Source organism: Zobellella sp. DQSA1, assembly GCF_041950555.1.
In the GTDB taxonomy this organism is placed as follows: Bacteria; Pseudomonadota; Gammaproteobacteria; order Enterobacterales; family Aeromonadaceae; genus Oceanimonas.
This window is the reverse complement of record NZ_CP169531.1, coordinates 2,059,766-2,080,470: the sequence shown is the minus strand read 5'-3', so window position 1 is coordinate 2,080,470 and position 20,705 is coordinate 2,059,766. Positions and strand designations below refer to the sequence as shown.

The window sequence follows — 20,705 nt, the reverse complement described above, 5'->3', positions numbered from 1 at the left end:
AGGAGAAAAAGTGAATCTCAAGCGGCTGCTGGGATCGTTGGAGAGGCTGTCTCTCACTGGCGACAGAACAAAGTCAGCAAAATCAATCAGTTGCCCCGGCAGCCTGATTTAATGTCTGCTTAAGGAGACACTTCAAGCATACAGTGCGATCCGCACCGGATGCAGATGGATGCTGCGCTGGAGTGTTGGGTCAACCATGGTCGAGAGTCTGGGCCTGGCCTTGGCGGTGGAGCCAGTGCGGCAACCAACGGGATTAGCGGCTATTGCCGTTTTCACGCCGGACTGCCGGGCCGGATGCGCGCGGTAGCAGGCACCGATGTTGGCCTGGAGTCCATCTTTTGGGACGTTATCAGGCTTAAATGCTGGCTCCAATTGGGATAAGCTTTTGCGTTCAATAAAAACAATACACGGAGATAAAAATGCACCCAATCATCGCCAAAACCTTTGGTGGGCTATCAATGGCTTACTATGTCAGGCAGTTCATTTTTGGTTTGATATTCCCAGCCATCATGATCTTTATGGGCTTCAACAGCGGAGCCGGAGTGTCCGCCGGGATGATCGCTTTGATGGTGGTCAGCTCGTTGCTGTATCCGTACTCCCGTTTTGCTTACGAGAGCATCATGGACTTCGTGATGGGAGATAATATGTTCGTCGTCAACGCCATCATGATGCTGTTCGTAAAACTGCTCACCATGATGTTGTGCTGGTTTTTTGCCATTTTCGTTGCGCCGCTGGGCTTGCTGTATTTGTACTTTCGGCACAGCCGGCTGGAACGGCAGTCGTGATCATCGAACAAGGCCGCCAGTGCGGCCTTTCCTTTCAAATACAATACTTCGCATAATGTATATTATGTTAAATAAGAAATTATAAGGTTCAGTACTCCCTGGTTCTACCGCCCGGTTTTAAAGATTTATCGGTACCGTTACTTGGCCCGCTGTGTCCAGTACCCTGCTCGGTTTCGTCATTCCCGGAGATCCTCAGCCGAGGCATCTGGCCAGTGTTCGATGGCATCGATGCCCTGATCATCTCCGTCAGTACGCAAAAGCTGTAGCCATAGGTCCCCGCCTGCTCAACCGACACCAGCTCCATGTCGATAAGCCGGAACGGCTTTTGCTCGCGGATGCACAACGCCAGGGTCAGCGCCGTGCCGCCGGTTGGCATGCCGCGGTAAAAAATGACGGTGCCATCGGCCTCCTGCAGGTTTCTGCGGGTCCGTTGCCGGTAGCCGCCGGCCAGTTCGATCAAGGGATAAGGTTCATCGAGGGAGCCTGAATATAACCGATACGAAGGCCGTTCGGGCCAAGGGCCACAAAGCGAAACGGTCGGCTGGCGTAACCCGGCGCCCGGAACTGGCTCTTTATCCGTGGTGGCAAACGAGGTCGAATACCGCAGAAAAACACCTATCACCGAGGAAAAACGCAATGTATGCACTGATGGATATCATGGTATCACCCGGCGGCGTGGGTATTTCCGTTTCCCCTTATGTGGCCATGTGCCAGAAAATTTTTGAAGAAGCAGGCCTCACCTACAGCATGCATGGCTACGGCACCAATGTGGAAGGCGAATGGGATGAGGTGATGGCGGCGGTCAAGCGCTGCCACGAGGTGCTGCACGATGCCGGCGCCGTGCGCATTACCAGCCATATCAAGCTGGGCACCCGCAACGACCGGGAGCAGACCATGGCCGACAAGGTCGCCAGCGTGCAACAAAAGCTGGGCGGCTAGCCAGGGCTTTCACCGGCTGCGGCGGGAAGCACCAATACACGACGCCTAGCCCGTCTTTAGCCCAGGTTCAGCGTCAGGCTGCCGTCCGACTGGAGGCAGAATGAAGTGCCGGTGCCTTTGCCTTCCCGGTTCATTCGCTGCGCCACCAGGCCGCGTCTTCGGGCTGGGCCCGGTACAGCCGGAACCGGTTCAGTTGCAGCGACACCAGCACCAGGCGCAGCGACTGCAAACGGCCGCTGTCCCGCTCCAGCACCGGAAAGAACATCACCACCAGAGCGGACCGGTACTGCATGGCTCCTTTCGGAAAAAGACGGGCCTTACTTCTCCAGTCTGGCAAGAAATGCGCCGGAGCCGTCATATATTTAACATAACATCATCGGTTGCGCATTTATGGCTTTCTTATCCGATAGCGGGTGCTACGGCCCCCGCCCGGCAGTTTCTCCAGGCAGCCCTTGCCGAGCAGATCGGCCAGGTGCCGGGTGGCGGTGGCCTTGCTGACCCTGGCCACCTTCTGATACTGGGCCGCGCTGATCCCCTGCTCGAAGCCCTTGTCACCGCCATCCAGCAACCGGTTCAGCACCTTGGCCTGCTCCGGCCCCAGGCCGGCGTCCTGGTAGTGCCGCCAGAAACGCCCCTTCACCAGGGTGCGTTCTATCTGCGCCAATGCCTGCTGCAGGGTGGCAGCCAGGGTATCCATAAACCACAGCAGCCAGGGGGTGATGTCCAGCCCTCCCCGCTGGGTCTGCTCCAGCGCCTGGTAGTAGTCGGCCCGACGTTCGAGAATGGCCACCGACATGGCATAGAGCCGGATGCCCTGGCTGTCGCCCTGGGCCAGGGCCATGTCGGTCAGGGCGCGGCTGATGCGGCCATTGCCGTCGTCGAAGGGATGCAGGGTCACCAGCCACAGGTGGCCGACGGCGGCACGGATGACGGGATCCAGGGTCGCGTCTTCCCGGCTCTGGTTGAACCAGTCGATAAAACGCGCCAGTTCCGGCTCAAGACCGGACCGCGGCGGGGCCTCGAAATGCACCCGGGGCCGGTCCAGCCGTCCGGACACCACCTGCATGGGCTCATCGCCGCGCAACTGGCCCGGCCGCACCCGGGCCGTGGTCCAGCCGCCTGCTTCCTCGGGAAACAGCCAGCGATGCCAGCGGAACAATCGTTCCAGATCCAGAACCGGCAGGGCCGTGTCGATGGCGTCCAGCATCATGGCCGCCACGCCTTCGGAGCGCTCGGAAACCGGATAGGGTTGTGTTTCGCTCACCCCCAGCCGGCGCGCCAGGGACGAACGGACCGAGGCCACGTTGAGCGCTTCGCTTTCGATGGCGGAAGAGGCCACTATGTTCGCCAGCAGGGTATCGAGGGGCCGCTCCCGGTCGGCACCGGTCGCCGCCGCCTTGCCGATAAGAATGCCCAGGGTCAGGCGCAATGCCCGCAGCCTGGGCTGCAGCTCGGCTTCCCGCCAGGTAAAGCGCGGCCAGTCCGGTTGCTGCCATATCCAGCGAGGTGTCGTCATTGGGGGCATCTCTCTCTGCTTGCCATGAGCCGATTAAACCTTATATTCGGCTCATATATCAAGCCGATTAAGTCCCCTATTCGGCTCACCCGTTTTGCCGCTGCCCTACCCTGGTGCCGCCGGTCCCGACCCGCTACCATGGCGGCATGACCGGCGGGATAACAAGGAAAACCATGGAGATTACCATCGCGGCCAGCAATGCCCTGGCCAAATGGCTACGGCTGGATCTGCTCCGTCTGCCCAGCCCGGACGGCAAGCGGATTGGCACCCAGCCGCTGACCACGGGCTTTAGTCGGGTATCCTGGCAATGCCATCTGGTGGAGCACGGCCGCCTGCCGCTTCGGCGCCACCATACGGTGATCGCGGTGGAAGCCCACAGCCGTTACGCCCTGCTGCTGCCCTTCGAGGCCCCGCCCGATCCGGCGGAGCTGGAGTCGATACTGCTGGAACGCTGGGGCAACGAGGCGCTGCATCTGGCCCTGGAAAGCGGTGCCGTCAGCGACGACGAGCTGCCGCTGATGGTGGAGCGTTTCTTCGGCGAAGCCTGGGAAATACACTGGGTCAACAACAGCGATCCCAGTATCAACGGCCATGTCACCGATGCCGCCCAGTGGCTGAAAAGTACCCTGGCCCATGAAGGAATGGATCATCTGGACGACAACCACTGCTACGGCCTGGGCCTGCATATCAATCAGCAGTACAAGCGGGTCGGTGGCAACCGGAGTCAACCCTTCCGGCCGGTGATCCGCCTGCTGGACGATGCCCTGTTCCGTTTCGGCCGGGGGCTGGCGGCGACCAGCTACCCCGACACCCCGGTGGGGGATTTCCCCTGCCCCTATTCGGACCGGCCGGCCCGCAACAATGTGGTACGGCTGGCCGATTTTCGACGCCGCGGTTAATGTCCGGGCAGGGTGCAGTAATCGGGAAAGTGCACCTGTCGCCAGAGGGCGTCGCACAGGGGGGCGGGATCCCGCCAGTCGCCGACCAACAGCCAGTCGACCAGGTGGTCCGCCACATCCGGATAGCGTACCGGCTCGGCGGCGGGCCGGGCCAGCCAGGCGGCCACGACGCTTTTTTCCAGCCGCCGCATCTGGCTCCCCAGGTTCAGCCGCTCCAGGGCCAGCGCATTGGACAACTGTTCGAACTGCCCCCCGACCGGTTTGACCAACAGTTTCTTGCCCAGGCTCAGAGCCTCCGAAGACAGTTCGAAGCCGCCGTTGGCGATAACGCCGGCGGCGTCGGCCAGATCCCGCTGGAATCCCGGGCGCGATGGCGCACGCCAGTGCAAATGACCCTGATCCCGGTGCTCGGCCCGGGGGTGATAGCAGTAGAAGTGGATATCGCCGAAGCCCTCGAGCAGGGCCGCGATATCACCCTGCTCCTCGAACGGCAGGTACACCAGCACCTTGTCGGGCCGGATGGCGGTGGCCGGCGGGGCCGGCTCTATCAGCGGCGGCAGCACCTTTTGCCCGAAATGGTGCCAGTGCAGGCCCAACTGGCAGCCGGCGGGCGCGAAATGGCGGACAAGCCGGCGATTCAGCCAGCTTTCCCCCTGTTTGGGGATGGCGCTCAGAAAGGCGGCCTGGTGGCTGATGCCCACGCAGGGCACCCCTGCCCTTCGGGCGGCCCAGGCGGTCACCGGCTCGAAGTCGGTCAGTACCAGATCGTAGTCCTTTACCGGCAGCGCGCGGATATCCCCCAGCAGTTGCAGCGGGCGGCACCGGCCCAGGCTGGCCAGGGGGGCTATGCGTCCCCGGCGGGTTGCGAAGGTGACTCCGGTGCGGCTCTGGTAGTGGCCGAATTCCGCCATGTCGAAATAGTCTTCCGGCGGGCGGCCGCTGAACAGAAAGTCCACCCCCAGCCCGCGCCGGTGCAGCGCCGCGCCCATGGCCCTGGCTCGGGTGATATGGCCGTTGCCGGTCCCCTGTACTCCGTAAAGAATGCGCATTGAACTCCTTGTTTAAAAGACCAACACCGCCACCAGGCCGCCCAATAGCAGGCCGGCGAGGATGTCGGAGGGGAAATGGACCCCCAGCCAGACCCGGGACCAGCCTACCAGCAGCGCCCAGGGCAGTACCGGCCAGACGGCGGCGCCGAAATGCAGCAGGGTCAGGGTGGCCACCAGCATGGCGGCGGCGGTATGGCCCGACGGCAGGCTGAAGCGGTCGGAGGGCGCGATATAGGCCCGGGCGTCCGGCAGGGCCAGCGCCGGCCGGCGCCGCCGGCAGCCGTTTTTCAGGGTGAGGTAGAGCGGCAGCTCCAGGGCGAAGGCCAGCAACAGATCCGCCACATAGGCCTGCAAGGGGGCCTCCTGGCTCAGCCAGAAAAACAGCCCCAGCAACACATAGGGCGGGCCGTCGCCGGTTCGCGAAATCCAGCGGGCCAGCCAGGCCCGTTGCTGCCAGTAGCGGCTGGCCTGGGTTTTACGGAACAGCCGGTGATCGAGGCGGGTCAATGAATCCAGTACCATGGGCTTTCCTCCCTGCTCGGCCCATGGTCGAGGGTGAAGATGACGGGGTGGTGACCGGTGGATGACGATTACACGACAGCGAAGCACAGATTTTTACACAGAGACTCGACCTGCCGGCCGGCTCAAGTATACTGGCTGCAATTTACCTAAGTTGATGAGTTTTCGAGTGCAACCACTGAGTCCTGCCGAATTGAATCCTGCTTTCGCCCTGCCTGAGCTCACTACCCTGAATGCCGCCACTCCCCTGCCGTTCAGCGCGCTGCAAGCCCGGGCCGACTCTGCCTTCGCCACCCTGTCGGGGCTGAATGCCGCCAACCCGGTGCTGCTGCTGAACGGCTTCCCGGGGGTGGATTACGAAGAGCTGGTGCAGGATCTGGTCAGAAAACATGCCAATCATGCGGACCTGTTCGACCTCTGCTACGCGGAAAACCTGCACCACCCGCAAAAACCGATCTGGCTCAGGCTCAAGGCCGGTACCGGCATCGAGTTCTGCGAGCTGGTCGGCCAATTGCTGGAGCTGTCTTCCCGCCACCTGGAAGCGGAACATATTGTCGAGCGGATCCTGAGAAAGCAGGGCCAGGACGAAAAAATTGCCGATTACCTGTCGCTGCTGTCCCAGCATGTGGCCGCCGGCGAGGGCTTCAGCCACCCCATTCTTATCAACCTGATGGTGCACCGCCACGACAGCACCATTCCCATCGTCTATGCCCGCCAGTTCAGCCCCGAGCAGCTGTTCGGGGCTATCCACTTCCAGACCGAGCAGGGCTCGGTGTTCAGCCACCATCACCTGCTGGAGCCGGGCCTCATCCACCAGGCCAACGGCGGCTACCTGATAGTGCCGATCGAAGAGTTGCTGGATCAGCCCAACCTCTGGTTCCGCCTCAAGAATGCCCTGGTCACCCGCCGGGTGGAATGGAGCCGGCCGGCGGAAATGGCGGCCTTTTACTTTCAGCCCGAGCCACCGCCCCTGGACATCCACCTGATCCTGGTGGGGGATCGCATGGCCGTGGCCGAACTCTATATGCTGGACCGGGAGCTGGATACCCTCGCCTTCCTGCGGGCCGACATCATCCCGGAATGGGATGCCCAGCAGGATCTGCCCTCCTATATCGGTTTCCTGGCCCATCTGCGCCGCAAGCACGACCTGCTGGACATGGATGGAGGCGCCATGCTGCGCCTGTGCCGCTACGGCAGCCGGCTCACCGAACACCAGCACCGGTTGTCGCTGGTGGAAGCCCAACTGCTCGCCCTGATGCAGTTGGCCGATGTCATCGCCAAACGCGAACAGAGCGACCTCATTACCGAAGCCCATGTGATACTGGCCCAGCAGGAGCAGGATTATCGGCTGAGCTTCCTGGTGGAACACTCGGATTTGGGGGTGCGCGACGGCCAGTTCCTGTTGCAGACCCAGGGCCGGGAAATCGGTCAGATCAACGGCTTGTCGGTGATCCAGATAGTGGGCCATCCCTACGACTTCGGCGAGCCGGTGCGGCTAACCGCCACCGTGCACCTGGGAGACGGCGACATTTCCGACATCGAGCGCAAGGCGGAGCTGGCCGGCCATATTCATGCCAAGGCGATGATGATCATCCACGGCTACCTGGCCAACCTGTTTGGCTCCGAGCACCCCTCCCCGCTCTCCGCCAATCTGGTATTCGAACAGTCCTACCACGAAATCGACGGCGACAGCGCGTCCCTCGCCGGGCTGTGCGCCTTGCTCTCGGCCCTGGCCCGGGAGCCGATTTACCAGCACTTCGCCATTACCGGCGCGGTGGACCAGTTCGGCAACGTACAGCCGGTGGGCGGCGTCAACGAGAAGATCGAGGGCTTTTTCCGGCTGTGCCAGATCCAGGGGCTCAGCGGCGAGCAGGGCGTGCTGATCCCGGCCAGCAACCGGCTGCAGCTCAACCTGTCCGACGAGGTCTGTGCCGCCATCGCCGCCGGCCGGTTCCATATCTACCCGGTGGCCCATGTCGAGCAGGCCATAGAGCTGCTCACCGGCTGTCCGGCGGGGGATGTGGACAGGCCCGAGACCCTGTTCGGCCGTATCCGTGAACGACTGGACGAACTCAACGGCCATACCATGGAAAGCGGGTTTTTGCGGCGTTTGTTCCGCCGGAATTAGAGATCGGACTTGTCTGGCTAACAACTGTTCGCTAAAGTGACGCCAATTTTATAACTAGGCCATTGTGGTCTGCTCGAATCAGGAAGAGTGAAATGCCTTCACAGAAAGAACTGGGCAAGCACGCCTTTACCAAAGACGAACTGCTGGCCTGTAGCCGTGGTGAACTGTTCGGCCCGGGCAACAGCCAACTGCCCGCCCCCAACATGCTAATGATGGATCGGGTCGCCCACATCAGCGACGAGGGCGGCGAACACGGCAAGGGCGAGATCCTGGCCGAGCTGGATATCACCCCCGACCTGTGGTTCTTCGACTGTCATTTCCCCGGTGATCCCGTGATGCCCGGTTGCCTGGGGCTGGACGCCATGTGGCAGTTGGTCGGCTTTTTCCTGGGCTGGAAAGGCGGTCCGGGCAAGGGCCGTGCCCTGGGTGTGGGTGAAGTGAAGTTCACCGGCCAGATCCTGCCCACCGCCAAGAAAGTGACCTACAAGATCACCATGAAACGGGTGATCTGGCGCAAGCTGATCATGGGTATCGCCGACGGCATCGTGGAAGTGGATGGCCGGGTGATCTATGAAGCCAAGGATCTGAAGGTCGGTCTTTTCACCGATACCTCCAGCTTCTGAACAAACAACGGATACGTTAAGGCCCCGAATATCGGGGCCTTTTTTGTTGGAGGAGAAAACTGTTTACTTCATGAAGAGGCCAGAGCCTTTGTCTTCCATTGCGTCTCGCCAGCCCCCTAGCCAATAACCTTTGGCATCGAAATCGTTGTAGGGGCACTGCTCTTTAGAACGACCACTGACTCCAGCTTGGTAACCGCGGGTACGCGCTCTTTCCAAACGGTCACGTTTTTGTCTCTTCATAGGTATAACCCTCATTTAATCAACAAAAAGTGCACGGTGGCGTTGCGACCACCGCCCCCTATGAATAGTTGAGTAGAGAGGCAAGATCAAGAGTAATTTCTGATCATAGTCCAGTTTAGCGGATTAGCGACTGATATTTATGAAGTTTTGATGAAAGGGAAAAAGCCGGAAATGTGAGGTGGCTCACTGGTGCCGTGCTCCCGTCGCCGCTGGATGAAAATGCGGCCCCCGCCTGACCCCATGCCAAAACCAACGGCATAGCGCCTTGGGGAACCGCTTCAAAACAGGCGGCTTAGCCGGCCGCCATTTCCTCCAGCTCTTCCCAGCGGGCGAAAGCCAGTTCCAGTTCGGTTTCCGTCTCGGCCAGCTGCTGCAATTTGAGCTGGGTTTCGGTTTCCGCCCGGCTGAAAAAGTCCGGTGCGTTGATTTCTTCCTGCAGGGTGGCGATCTGCTGCTCCAGCTGCTCCAGGCGGACGGGCAGTCCGTCCAGCTCCTGCTGTAGTTTGTACGACAGCTTCTTGCCGGATTTGAGCGCAGGTTTCTCCGCCTTGGCAGCGGGCTTTTCCGTCTTCTCCCTGGCTGGCGCCGCCGCTTCGGCCTGGCGTGCCCGCTGGAACTGCATATCCTGGTAACCGCCGACATATTCACTGACTTTGCCTTCACCTTCGAACAGCCAGCAATGGGTGGCGGTGTTGTCGATAAAGTCCCGGTCGTGGCTGACCAGCAGCAGGGTGCCCTGATAGTCGGCGAGCAGTTCTTCCAGCAGCTCCAGGGTTTCCACGTCCAGATCGTTGGTCGGTTCATCCAGTACCAGCAGGTTGCTGGGCTTGAGGAACAGCCGGGCCAGCAGCAGCCGGTTTTTCTCTCCGCCGGACAGCGCCTTCACCGGGGTACGAGCACGTTTGGGTTCGAACAGGAAATCCTGCAGATACCCCAGCACATGGCGGCTGCGCCCGCCGACTTCCACTTCCTGCTTGCCGTCGGCCAGGTTGTCCATCACCGAGCGCTCCGGATCCAGCTGTTCCCGGTACTGATCGAAGTAGGCCGTGTCCAGCTTGGTGCCGCATTTAAGGCTGCCGTGCTGAGCCTCGAGCTTGCCGAGCAGCAGCTTGATCAGGGTACTCTTGCCGCAACCGTTGGGACCGACCAGGGCAATCTTGTCGCCGCGCTGCACCAGGGCGGAAAAGTCTTTAAGCAGCGGCTTGCCTTCGTAGGCGAAGCCCAACTGCTCGGCCTCGAACACGATTTTGCCGGAGCGGCGTACGTCGTCCAGGGTGACGCTGACCTTGCCCAGGCTTTCCCGGCGCTGGCTGCGCTCGTTGCGCAGTGCCTTCAGTGCCCGTACCCGGCCTTCGTTACGGGTGCGGCGGGCCTTGATGCCCTGGCGGATCCAGGCTTCTTCCTGGGCCAGGCGCTTGTCGAACAGGGCGTTCTGCTCCGCTTCTACCCGTAGCGCTTCTTCCTTGTTGGCCAGGTAGTCGTCGTAATTGCCCGGCCAGCTGGAGAGCTGGCCCCTGTCCAGATCCAGGATACGGGTGGCCATTTTGCGGATAAAGGCCCGATCGTGGCTGATAAAGACGATGGCGCCGCGAAAATCGATCAGGAAGCTTTCCAGCCAGGCGATGGCATCGATGTCCAGGTGGTTGGTGGGCTCGTCCAGCAGCAGGATGTCCGGATCGTTGGCCAGCGCCCGGGCCAGGGCCACCTTGCGCAGCCAGCCGCCGGACAGGTCGTTGAGCCGGGTGTCGCCGTTCAGGCCCAGCAGGGTCAGGCTCTGGTTGATACGGGTATCGAACTGCCAGCCGTTGGCGTGCTCCACCTGTTCCTGCAACCGCATCAGCTCGTTCATGGCCTTGTCGGAGCTGTCGTGGCTGACCCGCTCCAACTGATGGTGGTAGGCGGCCAGCAGCTCGCCGAGTTCCGCCAGACCACCGGCCACATAGTCGAACACGGTTTGATCGTCGTCGACCTTGGGGGGATCCTGCTCCAGGCGGGCGATATTGATGCCTTGCTGCAACTGACGGCGGCCGTCGTCCAGCTGAATGTCGCCCGCGATCACCTTCATCAGGGTCGACTTGCCGGCGCCGTTGCGGCCAACGATACAGAGCCGCTCACCGGCCTGAATATTCAATTCCACCCCGTCCAGCAAGGGGGCATCACCAAACGCCAGTTGGGCGTTTTGCAGGGTTAGCAAACTCATGATTCTACTCGGCTAAATTCGATGATATCGGCAGCGGTAAAGGGCCAGTCCAGCTCGGCACCGTCTTGCCGGTGCAATACCGGAATACGGACAGCATAGGCCGCCAGCCACTGTTCGTGGTCCATAATGTCTTTCTGCTCGGTGCCGTTGGCCAGGCCGGTTTGCTCCAGCAGGGCCCAGGCCTGTTCGCACAGGTGGCAACCGTTGGTGGAAAACAGCGTCATCATGCTTGCGGGCTCCAGCGGATTTCCCAGCAGTTGTGGATCTGCGGGTGGCGGGCAAAGTCCTTGGGCAGGCTGGCCTTGCTGATGTTGGTGGCGCTCAGGCCCAGCTCGGCCAGGGCATCCAGATCCATTTTGAAATTGCGCTTGTTGTTGGAGAAGATCAGCAGACCATCGGGGCGCAGCCGCTTGCTCAGCAGGTGCAGCAACTCGATATGATCGCGCTGTACGTCGAAGCTGTCCTCCATCCGCTTCGAATTGGAGAAGGTCGGCGGATCGACGAAGATCAGATCGTAATCGGCGCCGGACTGGCTGGTCCCGGCTTGACTCAGCCAGCTCAAGCAGTCGGCCTGGATGAACTGGTGCGCCCGCCCGCGCAGGCCATTGAGTTGCATATTGCGCTCGGCCCAGGCCAGATAGGTCCTGGACATGTCCACCGTGGTGGTGGATTTGGCGCCGCCCAGGCCGGCGTGCACGGTGGCGGTACCGGTATAGGCGAACAGGTTGAGAAAGTCCTTGCCCCGGGCCAGTTCCCCCAGCCGCTTGCGGATCGGCCTGTGATCCAGAAAGAGTCCGGTATCCAGATAATCGTACAGGTTCACCAACAAGCGGGCGTTATGCTCCTGCACTTCCATCCATTGTTCGCGCCGATCCAGCTTTTCATACTGTTCCTTGCCCTGCTGGCGCGAGCGGACTTTCAATACCACCTTGCCGCCGCCGACACCGGTCACCGCCATGGTGGCCTGCACCAGATCGAAAAAGCGGGCGCGAGCCTTGTGTTCGGGAATGGTCTTGGGGGCAGCATATTCCTGGATTACCAGGTGATCCCGGTAACGGTCGATGGCGGCGTTGTACTCGGGCAGGTCGGCATCGTACAGCCGGTAGCAGTCGATCTGTTCGCTTCTGGCCCACTTTTCCAGCGCCTTGATGTTCTTGCTCAGACGGTTGGCAAAGTCTTCCGCCAACGGGCGGGCGGCCCTGGCATCTTCGGCGATGCGGTAGTTGCGCAGTTCACAGGCCAGGGCGCCGTTGAACAGCTTGTAGGTTTTTTCGTGCCGCAACCGCAGGCAGCTCAGCAGCTCGGGCGAGCTGGAAATCAGGCTCACCTGCCAGCCCTTGAACTGGTCACGCAGTGTGTCACCCAGACGCTGATGCAACCCTAATAAGGAGGGAAATTCGCTCAGGCGCTCACCGTAAGGCGGGTTGGAGATCAGCCAGCCCGGCTGTTCGGCGGGATTGGTCAGCGTTTCGGCGCTGCCCTGCTCGAACTGGATAAGCGGCCCGATGCCGGCCGCCTCGGCGTTGTCACGAGCAAACCCCAGTACTCGCTGGTCCTGGTCGAAGCCATATAAATGCGGTATCGCCTGTTTCAGCCCCCGGGTCGCGCGCACCGTGGCTTCGGCCTTGACTTGCTGCCACAGGGCATCGTCATGGCCGGACCAGGCCATAAAGCCAAAGCGCGGGCGCAGCAAACCCGGGGCCTGATCGGCGGCCATCAGCGCCGCTTCTATTAATAGCGTGCCGGAACCGCACATGGGATCGACCAATGGGGAGCTTTTATCCCAGCCGCTGCGCAGCAGGATGGCCGCGGCCAGATTTTCCTTGAGCGGCGCCTCCCCGGCCTGCTGGCGATAGCCTCGCTGGTGCAGGGCCGGGCCGGACAGGTCCAGGGTGATACTGAGCTGATTGCGCTTGAGGTGAGCCAGGATACGGATATCCGGTGCCCGCTTGTCGACGCTCGGTCGCTCGCCTCGCCGCTTGGTGAGCCGGTCGACGATGGCGTCCTTGATCTTGAGCGCACCGTATTGGGTATTGGTGATGGCATTGTTGCCGCCGGAGAAGTCCACCGCAAAGGTCTGGCCCGGTTGAATATGCTGCTCCCACTCGATATTGGCCGCCCCCAGGTAGAGGTCCATGTCGTCGCGCATGGCGAAGTCGGCCAGTTGCAGCATGATGCGCGAGGCCAGCCGGGACCACATACAGGCACGATAGGCGGTGGCCAGTTCACCCTTGAAGGCCACGCCGGCCACGGTTTCCTGAAGCTCGGTGGCTCCCAGATTGTGCAGTTCGTCGGTGAGTAAGGATTCCAGGCCCTTGGGGCAGGTAGCAAAAAACGGCAGCATAGTCAGGCTTGTCTGATAAAAGAAGGCGGTATTATACCTTAAACCTTGGTCGGTCTGTAAAAATTGCCGCCAGGTTGCGTGGAAGATAGACATATAGCGGCATTATTACGCAACCGGAATAAAGTCCTGGCAAAGCCCTTGCGTTCAGTGATGCAGATCACTAGTATACGCAGCCTGAGGACGCGGGATGGAGCAGCCTGGTAGCTCGTCGGGCTCATAACCCGAAGGTCGTCGGTTCAAATCCGGCTCCCGCAACCAGTTCTCGGAAAGCAATACCAGTAAGGTGTAATACGTCAAGTATCGGACGCGGGATGGAGCAGCCTGGTAGCTCGTCGGGCTCATAACCCGAAGGTCGTCGGTTCAAATCCGGCTCCCGCAACCAACTTGATGAAGAACACGGCAATACGTCAAGTATCGGACGCGGGATGGAGCAGCCTGGTAGCTCGTCGGGCTCATAACCCGAAGGTCGTCGGTTCAAATCCGGCTCCCGCAACCAACTTGATGAAGAACACGGCAATACGTCAAGTATCGGACGCGGGATGGAGCAGCCTGGTAGCTCGTCGGGCTCATAACCCGAAGGTCGTCGGTTCAAATCCGGCTCCCGCAACCAACTTGATGAAGAACACGGCAATACGTCAAGTATCGGACGCGGGATGGAGCAGCCTGGTAGCTCGTCGGGCTCATAACCCGAAGGTCGTCGGTTCAAATCCGGCTCCCGCAACCAACTTGATGAAGAACACGGCAATACGTCAAGTATCGGACGCGGGATGGAGCAGCCTGGTAGCTCGTCGGGCTCATAACCCGAAGGTCGTCGGTTCAAATCCGGCTCCCGCAACCAACTTAGCGAACGGCACAATTGCAATACCCTCCCCTGTTTTACCGGATTGATTCGCACCCATTTTTTTGGCTGTTTTTGGCGGCTACCCTACCCTTCTGATATCTTTTTCCTGACTGACTTCTTCAAGACTGATAATTCGATCGTTCATTACTTTGATGGCACCGAAGGTTGGCAACTGTTTGCTGTCATTCAACAGCACCGGCGCCGACAGTGAAATACATACCGATGCGGAAGCAGAAGTTTCCACCGTCATCATGGTCAGACGTTCGCCGAGGACATCGAGCCCTATCAGCTCGCCCAGCTGGGGATGGTGATAATCCGCCTGCTGAGTGAAAAACCAGCTCTGTGGCATTAATGGCTTATAAAAGCGGGTTACGGCAACCCCGTTCAGGGCAGCCTGAACCCGCTGGGCAGGTGCGGAAACAGTACTCAGCTTATCGATAAAGCTATAGTAAAGGCCGGTATCCTCCACCGAAAAACACTGGTTCATGCCTTCGGGGCATACCAGCTGTTTTTGCAGATAAGGGGTGGCGAATAACATTTCCTCCCCTAAATCCAGCATCAGGCGCCGCTCTTCTCCGAGAAACCAGCGCCAGCTGTCGTTTGGTTGTAGCAGCATCCGGATTACACCTTGTGAAAAAAAAGTTTATCCCCCAACACTCTAATATATATTGTATTTTAGTGCCGGGGGCAAACTTTCATTGACAAGGTACAATTAAAGATGCTTTGCCAGACGATGGATCAAGCCCGGCCCGTGATAGATAAAGCCGGAATAAACCTGTACCAGACTGGCCCCGGCGGCCATTTTTTCCCGGGCCGAGGTCAGCGAGTCGACTCCCCCCACCCCGATAATGGGCAGGCGACCATTCAGGCGGCGGGCCAGCTCGGCAATCACCTGGGTGCTCTTGGCCTGGACCGGTCGGCCGCTCAGCCCCCCCGCCTCGTAGGCATGGGGAAGATCGAAGATCAAGGAACGATCCAGCGTGGTATTGGTGGCGATGACGCCGTCTATTTCAAAGCGCACCAGGCTGTCGGCAATCTGTTCTATTTCCTCCGGTGTCAGATCCGGCGCGATCTTGACCAGCAGCGGCACCTGTTTATGATGCTGCTCGGCTAATTGCCGTTGCTTTTGTTTGAGCGAAGACAACAAATCATCGAGGGCATCGCCATACTGCAAGGAACGGAGATCCGGTGTATTGGGCGAGGAAATATTGACCGCGATATAGCCGGCATGGGCATAGGCTCTTTCCATGCAGAACAGATAATCATCCTTGCCCTGCTCAATGGGAGTGTCTTTGTTTTTGCCGATATTAATACCCAACACACCCTGGTAACGGGATTGCTTCACGTTTTCGATTAAGTAATCGATACCCTTATTGTTGAACCCCATGCGATTGATAATGCCTTCCGCCGGTTTTACCCGGAACAGCCGGGGTTTTTCGTTACCCTCCTGGGGGCGCGGAGTCACGGTGCCCACCTCGATAAAACCGAATCCCATGGCGGCGAAAGCGTCGATGCATTCGCCGTTTTTATCCAGGCCCGCCGCCAGCCCCACCGGATTGGTAAAAGTCAGGCCCATCAGTTGAACCGGGTTCTGGATCAATGGCCGGCGGTACAGGGTCGCCAGCGGGGTATGCTGGGTCTTGGCCAACCCCTTGATGGTCAATTCATGGGCATGCTCGGGGTCGCATTGAAAAAGCAGGGATTTAGCCAGTGAATACACGTTGTTTTCCTCATAAAAAAACCCCGGTCATGGCCGGGGCTTTTGCGTTGTACACCGTTATACGGCATTCATACAGTTGAGATGAAGCAGGTTCAGCTCGCGCAGGGCGACCGAGAACTTGGCGAATTCATGACTGCCGGAGGTCTTGAAATCGGCCAACAGGTGACGCCAGCGATTCAGCAGCTGCTCATGCTCATTAAGCCACTGGTCGAGCATACTAGCGCATTCATCCTGCGCTTTACAGTTTTTCAGCACGACCGAGGTCAGGCTGCGTTGCTGGTAATCCAGATCCTCGCGGAAAGCCGCACGGGCCAGGGCCTGCCAGTGGTTACCCACCGCCTGCTGGTTGATCTGATCCAGGAACCAGTGCAGCTCCAGCTCGGCACCGAGGTGGAAATACAGCTCGGCCACCACCCGGATGTCCCGTTCTTGCTCGGCGGCCACCTGGGCCAGGTCCAGCGCGGAGAACAGGCTGCTCATGTGGGACACTCGCTGTGCCACCGAGCGCGGAATCCCCTGCTCTTCCAGGCGGGCAACCGCGGCCTGATGCTCGCTCACTTCCGCCTCGATCATCACGGTATAGAGGTGCTCCGCCAGGGTGGTGTAAGCCGGCTTGAACTGGGCAATGGTTTCCTCGATACCCAGGTTGCGGTTGCGGCTGCGCAGGAACCAGCGAGTGGCCCGGCGTACCATGCGCCGTACCTGGTAGAACATATCGAGTTGAGCCTCGGCCGGCACCTGGTTGTCCAGGGCCTCGATGTCTCGCAGCAGCTCGTCCATGCCGAGCACTTCCCGGGCAATCATGAAACTGATGGCGATGTCGCTCATGCTGGCGCCGGTCTCATCCTGCATCCGGTTGGCGAAGTTGAAGCCCATGTCGTTGACCATGATGTTGGCTAGGCGAGTGGCGATGATCTCGCCCCGCAGCGGATGGTCCATCAGGGCCTCACCGAACCGTTCCACCAGCTGGGCCGGCATGCTGGTCGGCAGCAGGCGGGCGATATAGGCATTGTCGGTCAGCTCGGGCACATTGAGCAGCTCTTTCAGCACCATCTTGCCGTAAGCCACCAGGATGGCCAGTTCGGGACGGGTCAGGCCCTTGCCGGCGGCCATGCGTTCGGCCAGCTCTTCGTCGTTGGGCAGATATTCCAGGTTTCGGTCGAGCTTGCCGTCCCGCTCCAGCCATTGCATAAAGCGCTGATGTTCCTTGAGCGGGCTGGCACCACGGTGCTCGGTAATGGAGATGGTCTGGGACTGACGATAGGCGTTGGTCAGCACGATGCCGGCCACGTCCTGAGTCATGTCGTACAGCATCTGATCCCGATGTTTCTTGGTCAGCTCGCCCTTGTCGACCAGGGCGTTGAGCAGGATCTTGATGTTGACCTCGTTGTCGGAGCAATCCACTCCACCCACGTTGTCGGTAAAATCGGTGTTGATCCGGCCGCCACGGTTGGCATATTCGATCCGGCCCAACTGGGTACAGCCCAGGTTGCCGCCCTCGCCCACGATCCGGGCGCGTACCTCTTCGCCGTTGAGCCGTACCGCATCGTTGGCGCGATCGCCCACGTCGGCGTCGGTTTCCCGGCGTGATTTGATATAGGTGCCGATACCGCCGTTCCACAGCAGATCCACCTCGGCCATCAGCAGGTGACGGATCACCTCGGTCGGGGTCAGGCTGGCCTTCTGGGTGCCCAGCAGTTTTTTCATCTGCGGGCTCAGCTTGATGGACTTGGCCGAGCGCAGGAAGATACCGCCGCCTTCGGAGATCAGGGAAGCGTCGTAGTCTTCCCAGCTCGATCCGGGCAGGTGGAACAGACGCTCACGCTCCTTGAAGGTGCTGGCGGCGTCCGGTTCGGGATCGATAAAGATATGCAGGTGGTTGAAGGCGCCCACCAGGCGGGTATGGGGTGACAGCAGCATGCCGTTGCCGAATACGTCGCCGGCCATGTCGCCGACGCCGACGCAGGTAAAGTCGGTTTGCTGGCAGTCGATGCCGATTTCACGGAAGTGGCGCTTCACCGATTCCCAGGCGCCGCGGGCGGTGATGCCCATTTTCTTGTGATCGTAGCCCACCGAGCCGCCGGAGGCGAAGGCATCACCCAGCCAGTGGCCGTATTCGGCGCTGATTTCGTTGGCGATATCGGAGAAGGTGGCCGTGCCCTTGTCGGCCGCTACCACCAGGTAGTAATCGTCTTCATCGTGGCGCACCACGCTTTTCGGCGGTATCACCTCGCCCTGGATGATATTGTCGGTCACGTCCAGCAGGCCGCGGATGAACAGGCGGTAGCAGGCCTGCCCTTCTTTCAGGAAGGCCGCGCGGTCGCCTGTCGGCAGCTGTTTGCACACGAAACCGCCCTTGGCACCCACCGGCACGATCACGGTGTTCTTCACCTGTTGGGCCTTGACCAGACCGAGTACCTCGGTACGGAAATCTTCCCGACGGTCGGACCAGCGCAGGCCGCCGCGGGCAACCTTGCCCCAGCGCAGGTGCACCCCTTCCACTCGCGGCGAGTACACGAAAATCTCGAACTTGGGCAGGGGCTGCGGCATCTCGCTGATGGATTCCGGCGCCATCTTGAAGGAGATATAAGGCTTGTCACTGCCGTCTGCCGCCGGCTGGTAGAAGTTGGTCCGCAGGGTGGCCTCAATCATTTCCATATAACGGCGGATGATACGGTCGTCATCCAGGTTGGCGACCTTGTCCAGCCCTTCGATCAGTTGCTGATGCAGTTTCTGGATCTGCTTGGGATCCTGCTTGAGTTTGGGTGACAGGCGGCGTTGGAACAGGGTGAACAGCAGCCCGGCCAGTTCCGGATAACGGGACAGGGTTTCTTCAATATAGCTCTGGCTGAAGCTGACTCCGGTCTGGCGCATGTACTTGGCATAGGCGCGCAGCACGCTGACCTCACGACCGGAAAGGCCGGCCGCCAGTACCAGGCGGTTGAAGCCGTCACTTTCCAGTTCGTTGCTCCATACCTGGGCAAAGGCTTTCTGGAATCGCTCCTGGCTGGCATCCAGATCGAGCGGACCACCGGTGTAGAGCATGGAAAAATCGAGGATCCAGAAAGTTTCACCGGCGCAGTCTATTTCATAGGGAGTCTCACCAATAACTCGCAGCCCCATGTTTTCCAGCATGGGCAGCACGTCGGACAGGTGGATGGGCTCGGCACGATGGTAGAGTTTGAGGCGTACCCGGTTTGAATCGCGCTCTTCTTCCTGGGCACGGTAGAACAGCATGCCCAGCTTATGATTGTCGTTCAGCGCTTCCAGTTTCTCGATGTCGGCCACCGCCGAACCCGGCATCACTTCTTCGGTATAAGAACGCGGGAAGGCGTTGCGGTATTTGTTTTTCAGCCGGTTACCCTCGGCCTCGCCGAAGCTGGCGGACAGGGCCTGCTCGAGTTTATCTTCCCAGCTGCGGGCGGCTTCAATCAGGTTTGCCTGGATTTCGTTCACATCAATATCCATAGAGTTATTCTGCACCCGGATCAGATAATGGGTGCGGGCCAGTACGCCTTCGGAGAAATAGGTGGTGAACTCTACTTCCTCTTCCGAGCCGAAATAACGCTGGAAGATATGCTGGGTCTTTTCCCGCAGGGCGGTGTTGTAACGTTCCTTGGTGACGTACACCATGCAGGAAAAGAAGCGGCCGAACAGATCCCGCCGCACGAACAGCCGGGTCATGTCCCGTTCCTGCATGGCGAGCACGCCCATGCCGATATCGAGCAGCTCTTTCTCGGTCGCCTGGATTAACTCATCCCGTGGGTAGGTTTCCAGAATATTGAGCAACGCCTTGTAGGCATGGGAGCCACGCTCGAGGCCGGACGCGTCGATGATGCGCTTGAGCTTGGCGCCAATCAGCGGTATCTGCATGGCGCTGGTGTTGTAGATGCTGGAAGCATAGAGGCCGATAAAACGGTCTTCACCGATGACCTTGCCTTTATTATCGAAACGTTTGACGCCGATGTAGTCGATATAGGCCGGTCTGTGCACCCGGGACTTGTGATTGGTTTTGGTCAGTACCAGAATATCCTTGCTGAGCGCGGCCTCCCGGGCGGTGGCGGTCAGGCTGCTGAGCCTGAGGCCGTCGGTCTGCTGGGCCTTGCGCATCAATCCCAGGCTGGATTCGAGTTCGGGCACCAGCTCGTAGTCGCCTTCGATGGCGGATACGTTGTAACGGCGGTAGCCCATCAGGGTGAAGTTGTGATCCGCTACCCAACTGAGGAAGGCCAGCGTTTCTTTCAGATCATCCGGGTTGGCTTCCTTCGCTTGCTTGGGCAGGCTCTTGATGATGTCACCGAGCCGGTTCACCATCGGTTGCCAGTCGACCACCGCCATCGTGACTTCTTCTACCACCGACAGCAGTTCATCGCGCAACTGTTCCCTGGCTTCGGCCTGGGGCTGGCGATCGATTTCGATCAGGAAAGCGGTTTCCACACGGTTTTGCTGTTCCTGCTCCTGGCGGCCGAGGATCCGCTGCAGTTTTCCCTGCTCATTACGGATCAGGTGCATGGGCTGGTGTAGCATCAGGTGCGAGGTAATACCCAGCCGGGTCAGCGCCATGCGAATGGAGTCCACCAGAAAAGGGGCGTCCTTGATAATCAGCTCGACAATGGTATGAGGAGACTGCCAGCCATGGCGAGAGAGCTCGGGATTGTATACCCGAACATAGGGCGTTTGATCGACGCGGTTTTCAAACGCGTTCCACAGGCTGATGGCGGCACCATACAAGTCACTGTCATTACGGTGGTTCAGGTCATCGTGGGTCATACTGCCGTAGAGCTTGCTGACGAAAGTATTCACCAGTGGTGCGGTATGATCGGCAAATTTGTCTTCTACCAATTGATTGACGTTTTCAAGCAAAACGGATGTTGCTGCGTCTTTGAATGTCATGGCGTAGTG

Annotated in this window: 17 protein-coding genes and 6 tRNA genes; 11 read left to right on the top strand and 12 right to left on the bottom strand. The window is 59.9% G+C overall.

What is annotated here, in order from left to right; translation table 11 throughout:
* The first annotated feature begins 419 nt into the window (after positions 1–419).
* Positions 420–785, top strand: a complete 366-nt coding sequence (locus ACEVBK_RS10105; protein ID WP_375058468.1) for a hypothetical protein — start codon at positions 420–422, stop codon at positions 783–785.
* An 88-nt stretch (positions 786–873) separates the two neighbouring features.
* Here ACEVBK_RS10105 and ACEVBK_RS10100 read toward each other — a convergent pair whose 3' ends face one another.
* Positions 874–1,407 carry a YpsA SLOG family protein gene (locus tag ACEVBK_RS10100; protein ID WP_375058540.1) on the bottom strand — a complete coding sequence of 178 codons (534 nt, stop codon included), beginning with the start codon at positions 1,405–1,407 and terminating at the stop codon, positions 874–876.
* A gap of 14 nt (positions 1,408–1,421) precedes the next feature.
* Here ACEVBK_RS10100 and ACEVBK_RS10095 point away from each other — a divergent pair, with 14 nt between their 5' ends.
* Positions 1,422–1,724, top strand: coding sequence for an MTH1187 family thiamine-binding protein (locus tag ACEVBK_RS10095; RefSeq protein WP_375058467.1), 303 nt, complete (start codon positions 1,422–1,424; stop codon positions 1,722–1,724).
* 130 nt (positions 1,725–1,854) lie between these two features.
* On the opposite strand, the gene ACEVBK_RS10090 is transcribed toward ACEVBK_RS10095, so the two are convergent.
* Both ACEVBK_RS10090 and ACEVBK_RS10085 read right to left on the bottom strand, forming a co-directional pair.
* A complete protein-coding gene (locus tag ACEVBK_RS10090) occupies positions 1,855–2,016 on the bottom strand; it encodes a hypothetical protein (protein ID WP_375058466.1) in 162 nt (53 codons plus the stop codon).
* Between the two features lie 96 nt (positions 2,017–2,112).
* Entirely contained in the window at positions 2,113–3,240 is a 1,128-nt protein-coding gene (locus ACEVBK_RS10085) for a Fic family protein (protein WP_375058465.1), read from the bottom strand.
* 173 nt (positions 3,241–3,413) lie between these two features.
* Here ACEVBK_RS10085 and ACEVBK_RS10080 point away from each other — a divergent pair, with 173 nt between their 5' ends.
* The gene (locus ACEVBK_RS10080) at positions 3,414–4,139 is read left to right on the top strand and encodes a hypothetical protein (protein WP_375058464.1); all 726 of its coding nucleotides are present in this window, start codon (positions 3,414–3,416) and stop codon (positions 4,137–4,139) included.
* On the opposite strand, the gene ACEVBK_RS10075 is transcribed toward ACEVBK_RS10080, so the two are convergent.
* Together ACEVBK_RS10075 and ACEVBK_RS10070 are read right to left on the bottom strand one after the other, a co-directional pair.
* A complete protein-coding gene (locus tag ACEVBK_RS10075; protein WP_375058463.1) occupies positions 4,136–5,188 on the bottom strand; it encodes an MJ1255/VC2487 family glycosyltransferase in 1,053 nt (350 codons plus the stop codon). The two genes, ACEVBK_RS10080 and ACEVBK_RS10075, sit on opposite strands and share 4 nt — an antisense overlap.
* Before the next feature lie 12 nt (positions 5,189–5,200).
* Positions 5,201–5,710 carry a phosphatase PAP2 family protein gene (locus tag ACEVBK_RS10070; RefSeq protein WP_375058462.1) on the bottom strand — a complete coding sequence of 170 codons (510 nt, stop codon included), beginning with the start codon at positions 5,708–5,710 and terminating at the stop codon, positions 5,201–5,203.
* Between the two features lie 166 nt (positions 5,711–5,876).
* Here ACEVBK_RS10070 and ACEVBK_RS10065 point away from each other — a divergent pair, with 166 nt between their 5' ends.
* Both ACEVBK_RS10065 and fabA read left to right on the top strand, forming a co-directional pair.
* Entirely contained in the window at positions 5,877–7,835 is a 1,959-nt protein-coding gene (locus tag ACEVBK_RS10065; RefSeq protein ID WP_375058461.1) for a Lon protease family protein, read from the top strand.
* A gap of 92 nt (positions 7,836–7,927) precedes the next feature.
* Complete coding sequence (gene fabA / locus ACEVBK_RS10060; RefSeq protein ID WP_375058460.1) at positions 7,928–8,458, top strand: 3-hydroxyacyl-[acyl-carrier-protein] dehydratase FabA; 531 nt, start codon at positions 7,928–7,930, stop codon at positions 8,456–8,458.
* Between the two features lie 63 nt (positions 8,459–8,521).
* Here fabA and rmf read toward each other — a convergent pair whose 3' ends face one another.
* The 4 genes from rmf to rlmKL all read right to left on the bottom strand — a co-directional run bounded on the left by rmf (position 8,522) and on the right by rlmKL (position 13,242).
* On the bottom strand, positions 8,522–8,698 hold the full coding sequence (gene rmf / locus ACEVBK_RS10055; protein WP_202083970.1) for a ribosome modulation factor: 177 nt from the start codon (positions 8,696–8,698) through the stop codon (positions 8,522–8,524).
* A gap of 292 nt (positions 8,699–8,990) precedes the next feature.
* Positions 8,991–10,898, bottom strand: a complete 1,908-nt coding sequence (locus ACEVBK_RS10050; RefSeq protein WP_375058459.1) for an ABC transporter ATP-binding protein — start codon at positions 10,896–10,898, stop codon at positions 8,991–8,993.
* Positions 10,895–11,125 (bottom strand): glutaredoxin family protein, encoded by a 231-nt coding sequence (locus tag ACEVBK_RS10045; RefSeq protein ID WP_375058458.1) that lies wholly within the window; start codon positions 11,123–11,125, stop codon positions 10,895–10,897. Before ACEVBK_RS10045 ends, ACEVBK_RS10050 begins: the two co-directional genes overlap by 4 nt.
* On the bottom strand, positions 11,122–13,242 hold the full coding sequence (rlmKL, locus tag ACEVBK_RS10040) for a bifunctional 23S rRNA (guanine(2069)-N(7))-methyltransferase RlmK/23S rRNA (guanine(2445)-N(2))-methyltransferase RlmL (protein WP_375058457.1): 2,121 nt from the start codon (positions 13,240–13,242) through the stop codon (positions 11,122–11,124). Before rlmKL ends, ACEVBK_RS10045 begins: the two co-directional genes overlap by 4 nt.
* A gap of 181 nt (positions 13,243–13,423) precedes the next feature.
* On the opposite strand from rlmKL, the gene ACEVBK_RS10035 reads away from it, so the two are divergent.
* The 6 genes from ACEVBK_RS10035 to ACEVBK_RS10010 all read left to right on the top strand — a co-directional run bounded on the left by ACEVBK_RS10035 (position 13,424) and on the right by ACEVBK_RS10010 (position 14,080).
* Positions 13,424–13,500, top strand: a tRNA-Met gene (locus ACEVBK_RS10035).
* A 47-nt stretch (positions 13,501–13,547) separates the two neighbouring features.
* Positions 13,548–13,624 (top strand) — tRNA-Met (locus tag ACEVBK_RS10030).
* A 37-nt stretch (positions 13,625–13,661) separates the two neighbouring features.
* Positions 13,662–13,738: transfer RNA gene (locus tag ACEVBK_RS10025), tRNA-Met, on the top strand.
* Between the two features lie 37 nt (positions 13,739–13,775).
* Positions 13,776–13,852, top strand: a tRNA-Met gene (locus tag ACEVBK_RS10020).
* Between the two features lie 37 nt (positions 13,853–13,889).
* A tRNA-Met gene (locus ACEVBK_RS10015) sits at positions 13,890–13,966 on the top strand.
* 37 nt (positions 13,967–14,003) lie between these two features.
* Positions 14,004–14,080: transfer RNA gene (locus ACEVBK_RS10010), tRNA-Met, on the top strand.
* Between the two features lie 82 nt (positions 14,081–14,162).
* On the opposite strand, the gene ACEVBK_RS10005 is transcribed toward ACEVBK_RS10010, so the two are convergent.
* The 3 genes from ACEVBK_RS10005 to ACEVBK_RS09995 form a co-directional block, all read right to left on the bottom strand.
* Entirely contained in the window at positions 14,163–14,699 is a 537-nt protein-coding gene (locus tag ACEVBK_RS10005; RefSeq protein ID WP_375058456.1) for a cell division protein ZapC, read from the bottom strand.
* Between the two features lie 96 nt (positions 14,700–14,795).
* Entirely contained in the window at positions 14,796–15,803 is a 1,008-nt protein-coding gene (gene pyrD / locus ACEVBK_RS10000) for a quinone-dependent dihydroorotate dehydrogenase (protein WP_375058455.1), read from the bottom strand.
* A 57-nt stretch (positions 15,804–15,860) separates the two neighbouring features.
* Positions 15,861–20,696 (bottom strand): NAD-glutamate dehydrogenase, encoded by a 4,836-nt coding sequence (locus ACEVBK_RS09995; RefSeq protein ID WP_375058454.1) that lies wholly within the window; start codon positions 20,694–20,696, stop codon positions 15,861–15,863.
* Positions 20,697–20,705: the final 9 nt, after the last annotated feature.

What these genes read in the sequence shown, in the direction of transcription:
- ACEVBK_RS10105 (WP_375058468.1), top strand. Translation starts at nt 420, where the DNA reads ATGCACCCAATCATCGCCAAAACCTTTGGTGGGCTATCAATGGCTTAC.
- ACEVBK_RS10095 (WP_375058467.1), top strand. Translation starts at nt 1,422, where the DNA reads ATGTATGCACTGATGGATATCATGGTATCACCCGGCGGCGTGGGTATT.
- ACEVBK_RS10090 (WP_375058466.1), bottom strand. Translation starts at nt 2,016, where the DNA reads ATGCAGTACCGGTCCGCTCTGGTGGTGATGTTCTTTCCGGTGCTGGAG.
- ACEVBK_RS10085 (WP_375058465.1), bottom strand. Translation starts at nt 3,240, where the DNA reads ATGACGACACCTCGCTGGATATGGCAGCAACCGGACTGGCCGCGCTTT.
- ACEVBK_RS10080 (WP_375058464.1), top strand. Translation starts at nt 3,414, where the DNA reads ATGGAGATTACCATCGCGGCCAGCAATGCCCTGGCCAAATGGCTACGG.
- ACEVBK_RS10075 (WP_375058463.1), bottom strand. Translation starts at nt 5,188, where the DNA reads ATGCGCATTCTTTACGGAGTACAGGGGACCGGCAACGGCCATATCACC.
- ACEVBK_RS10070 (WP_375058462.1), bottom strand. Translation starts at nt 5,710, where the DNA reads ATGGTACTGGATTCATTGACCCGCCTCGATCACCGGCTGTTCCGTAAA.
- fabA (WP_375058460.1), top strand. Translation starts at nt 7,928, where the DNA reads ATGCCTTCACAGAAAGAACTGGGCAAGCACGCCTTTACCAAAGACGAA.
- rmf (WP_202083970.1), bottom strand. Translation starts at nt 8,698, where the DNA reads ATGAAGAGACAAAAACGTGACCGTTTGGAAAGAGCGCGTACCCGCGGT.
- ACEVBK_RS10050 (WP_375058459.1), bottom strand. Translation starts at nt 10,898, where the DNA reads ATGAGTTTGCTAACCCTGCAAAACGCCCAACTGGCGTTTGGTGATGCC.
- ACEVBK_RS10045 (WP_375058458.1), bottom strand. Translation starts at nt 11,125, where the DNA reads ATGATGACGCTGTTTTCCACCAACGGTTGCCACCTGTGCGAACAGGCC.
- rlmKL (WP_375058457.1), bottom strand. Translation starts at nt 13,242, where the DNA reads ATGCTGCCGTTTTTTGCTACCTGCCCCAAGGGCCTGGAATCCTTACTC.
- ACEVBK_RS10005 (WP_375058456.1), bottom strand. Translation starts at nt 14,699, where the DNA reads ATGCTGCTACAACCAAACGACAGCTGGCGCTGGTTTCTCGGAGAAGAG.
- ACEVBK_RS09995 (WP_375058454.1), bottom strand. Translation starts at nt 20,696, where the DNA reads ATGACATTCAAAGACGCAGCAACATCCGTTTTGCTTGAAAACGTCAAT.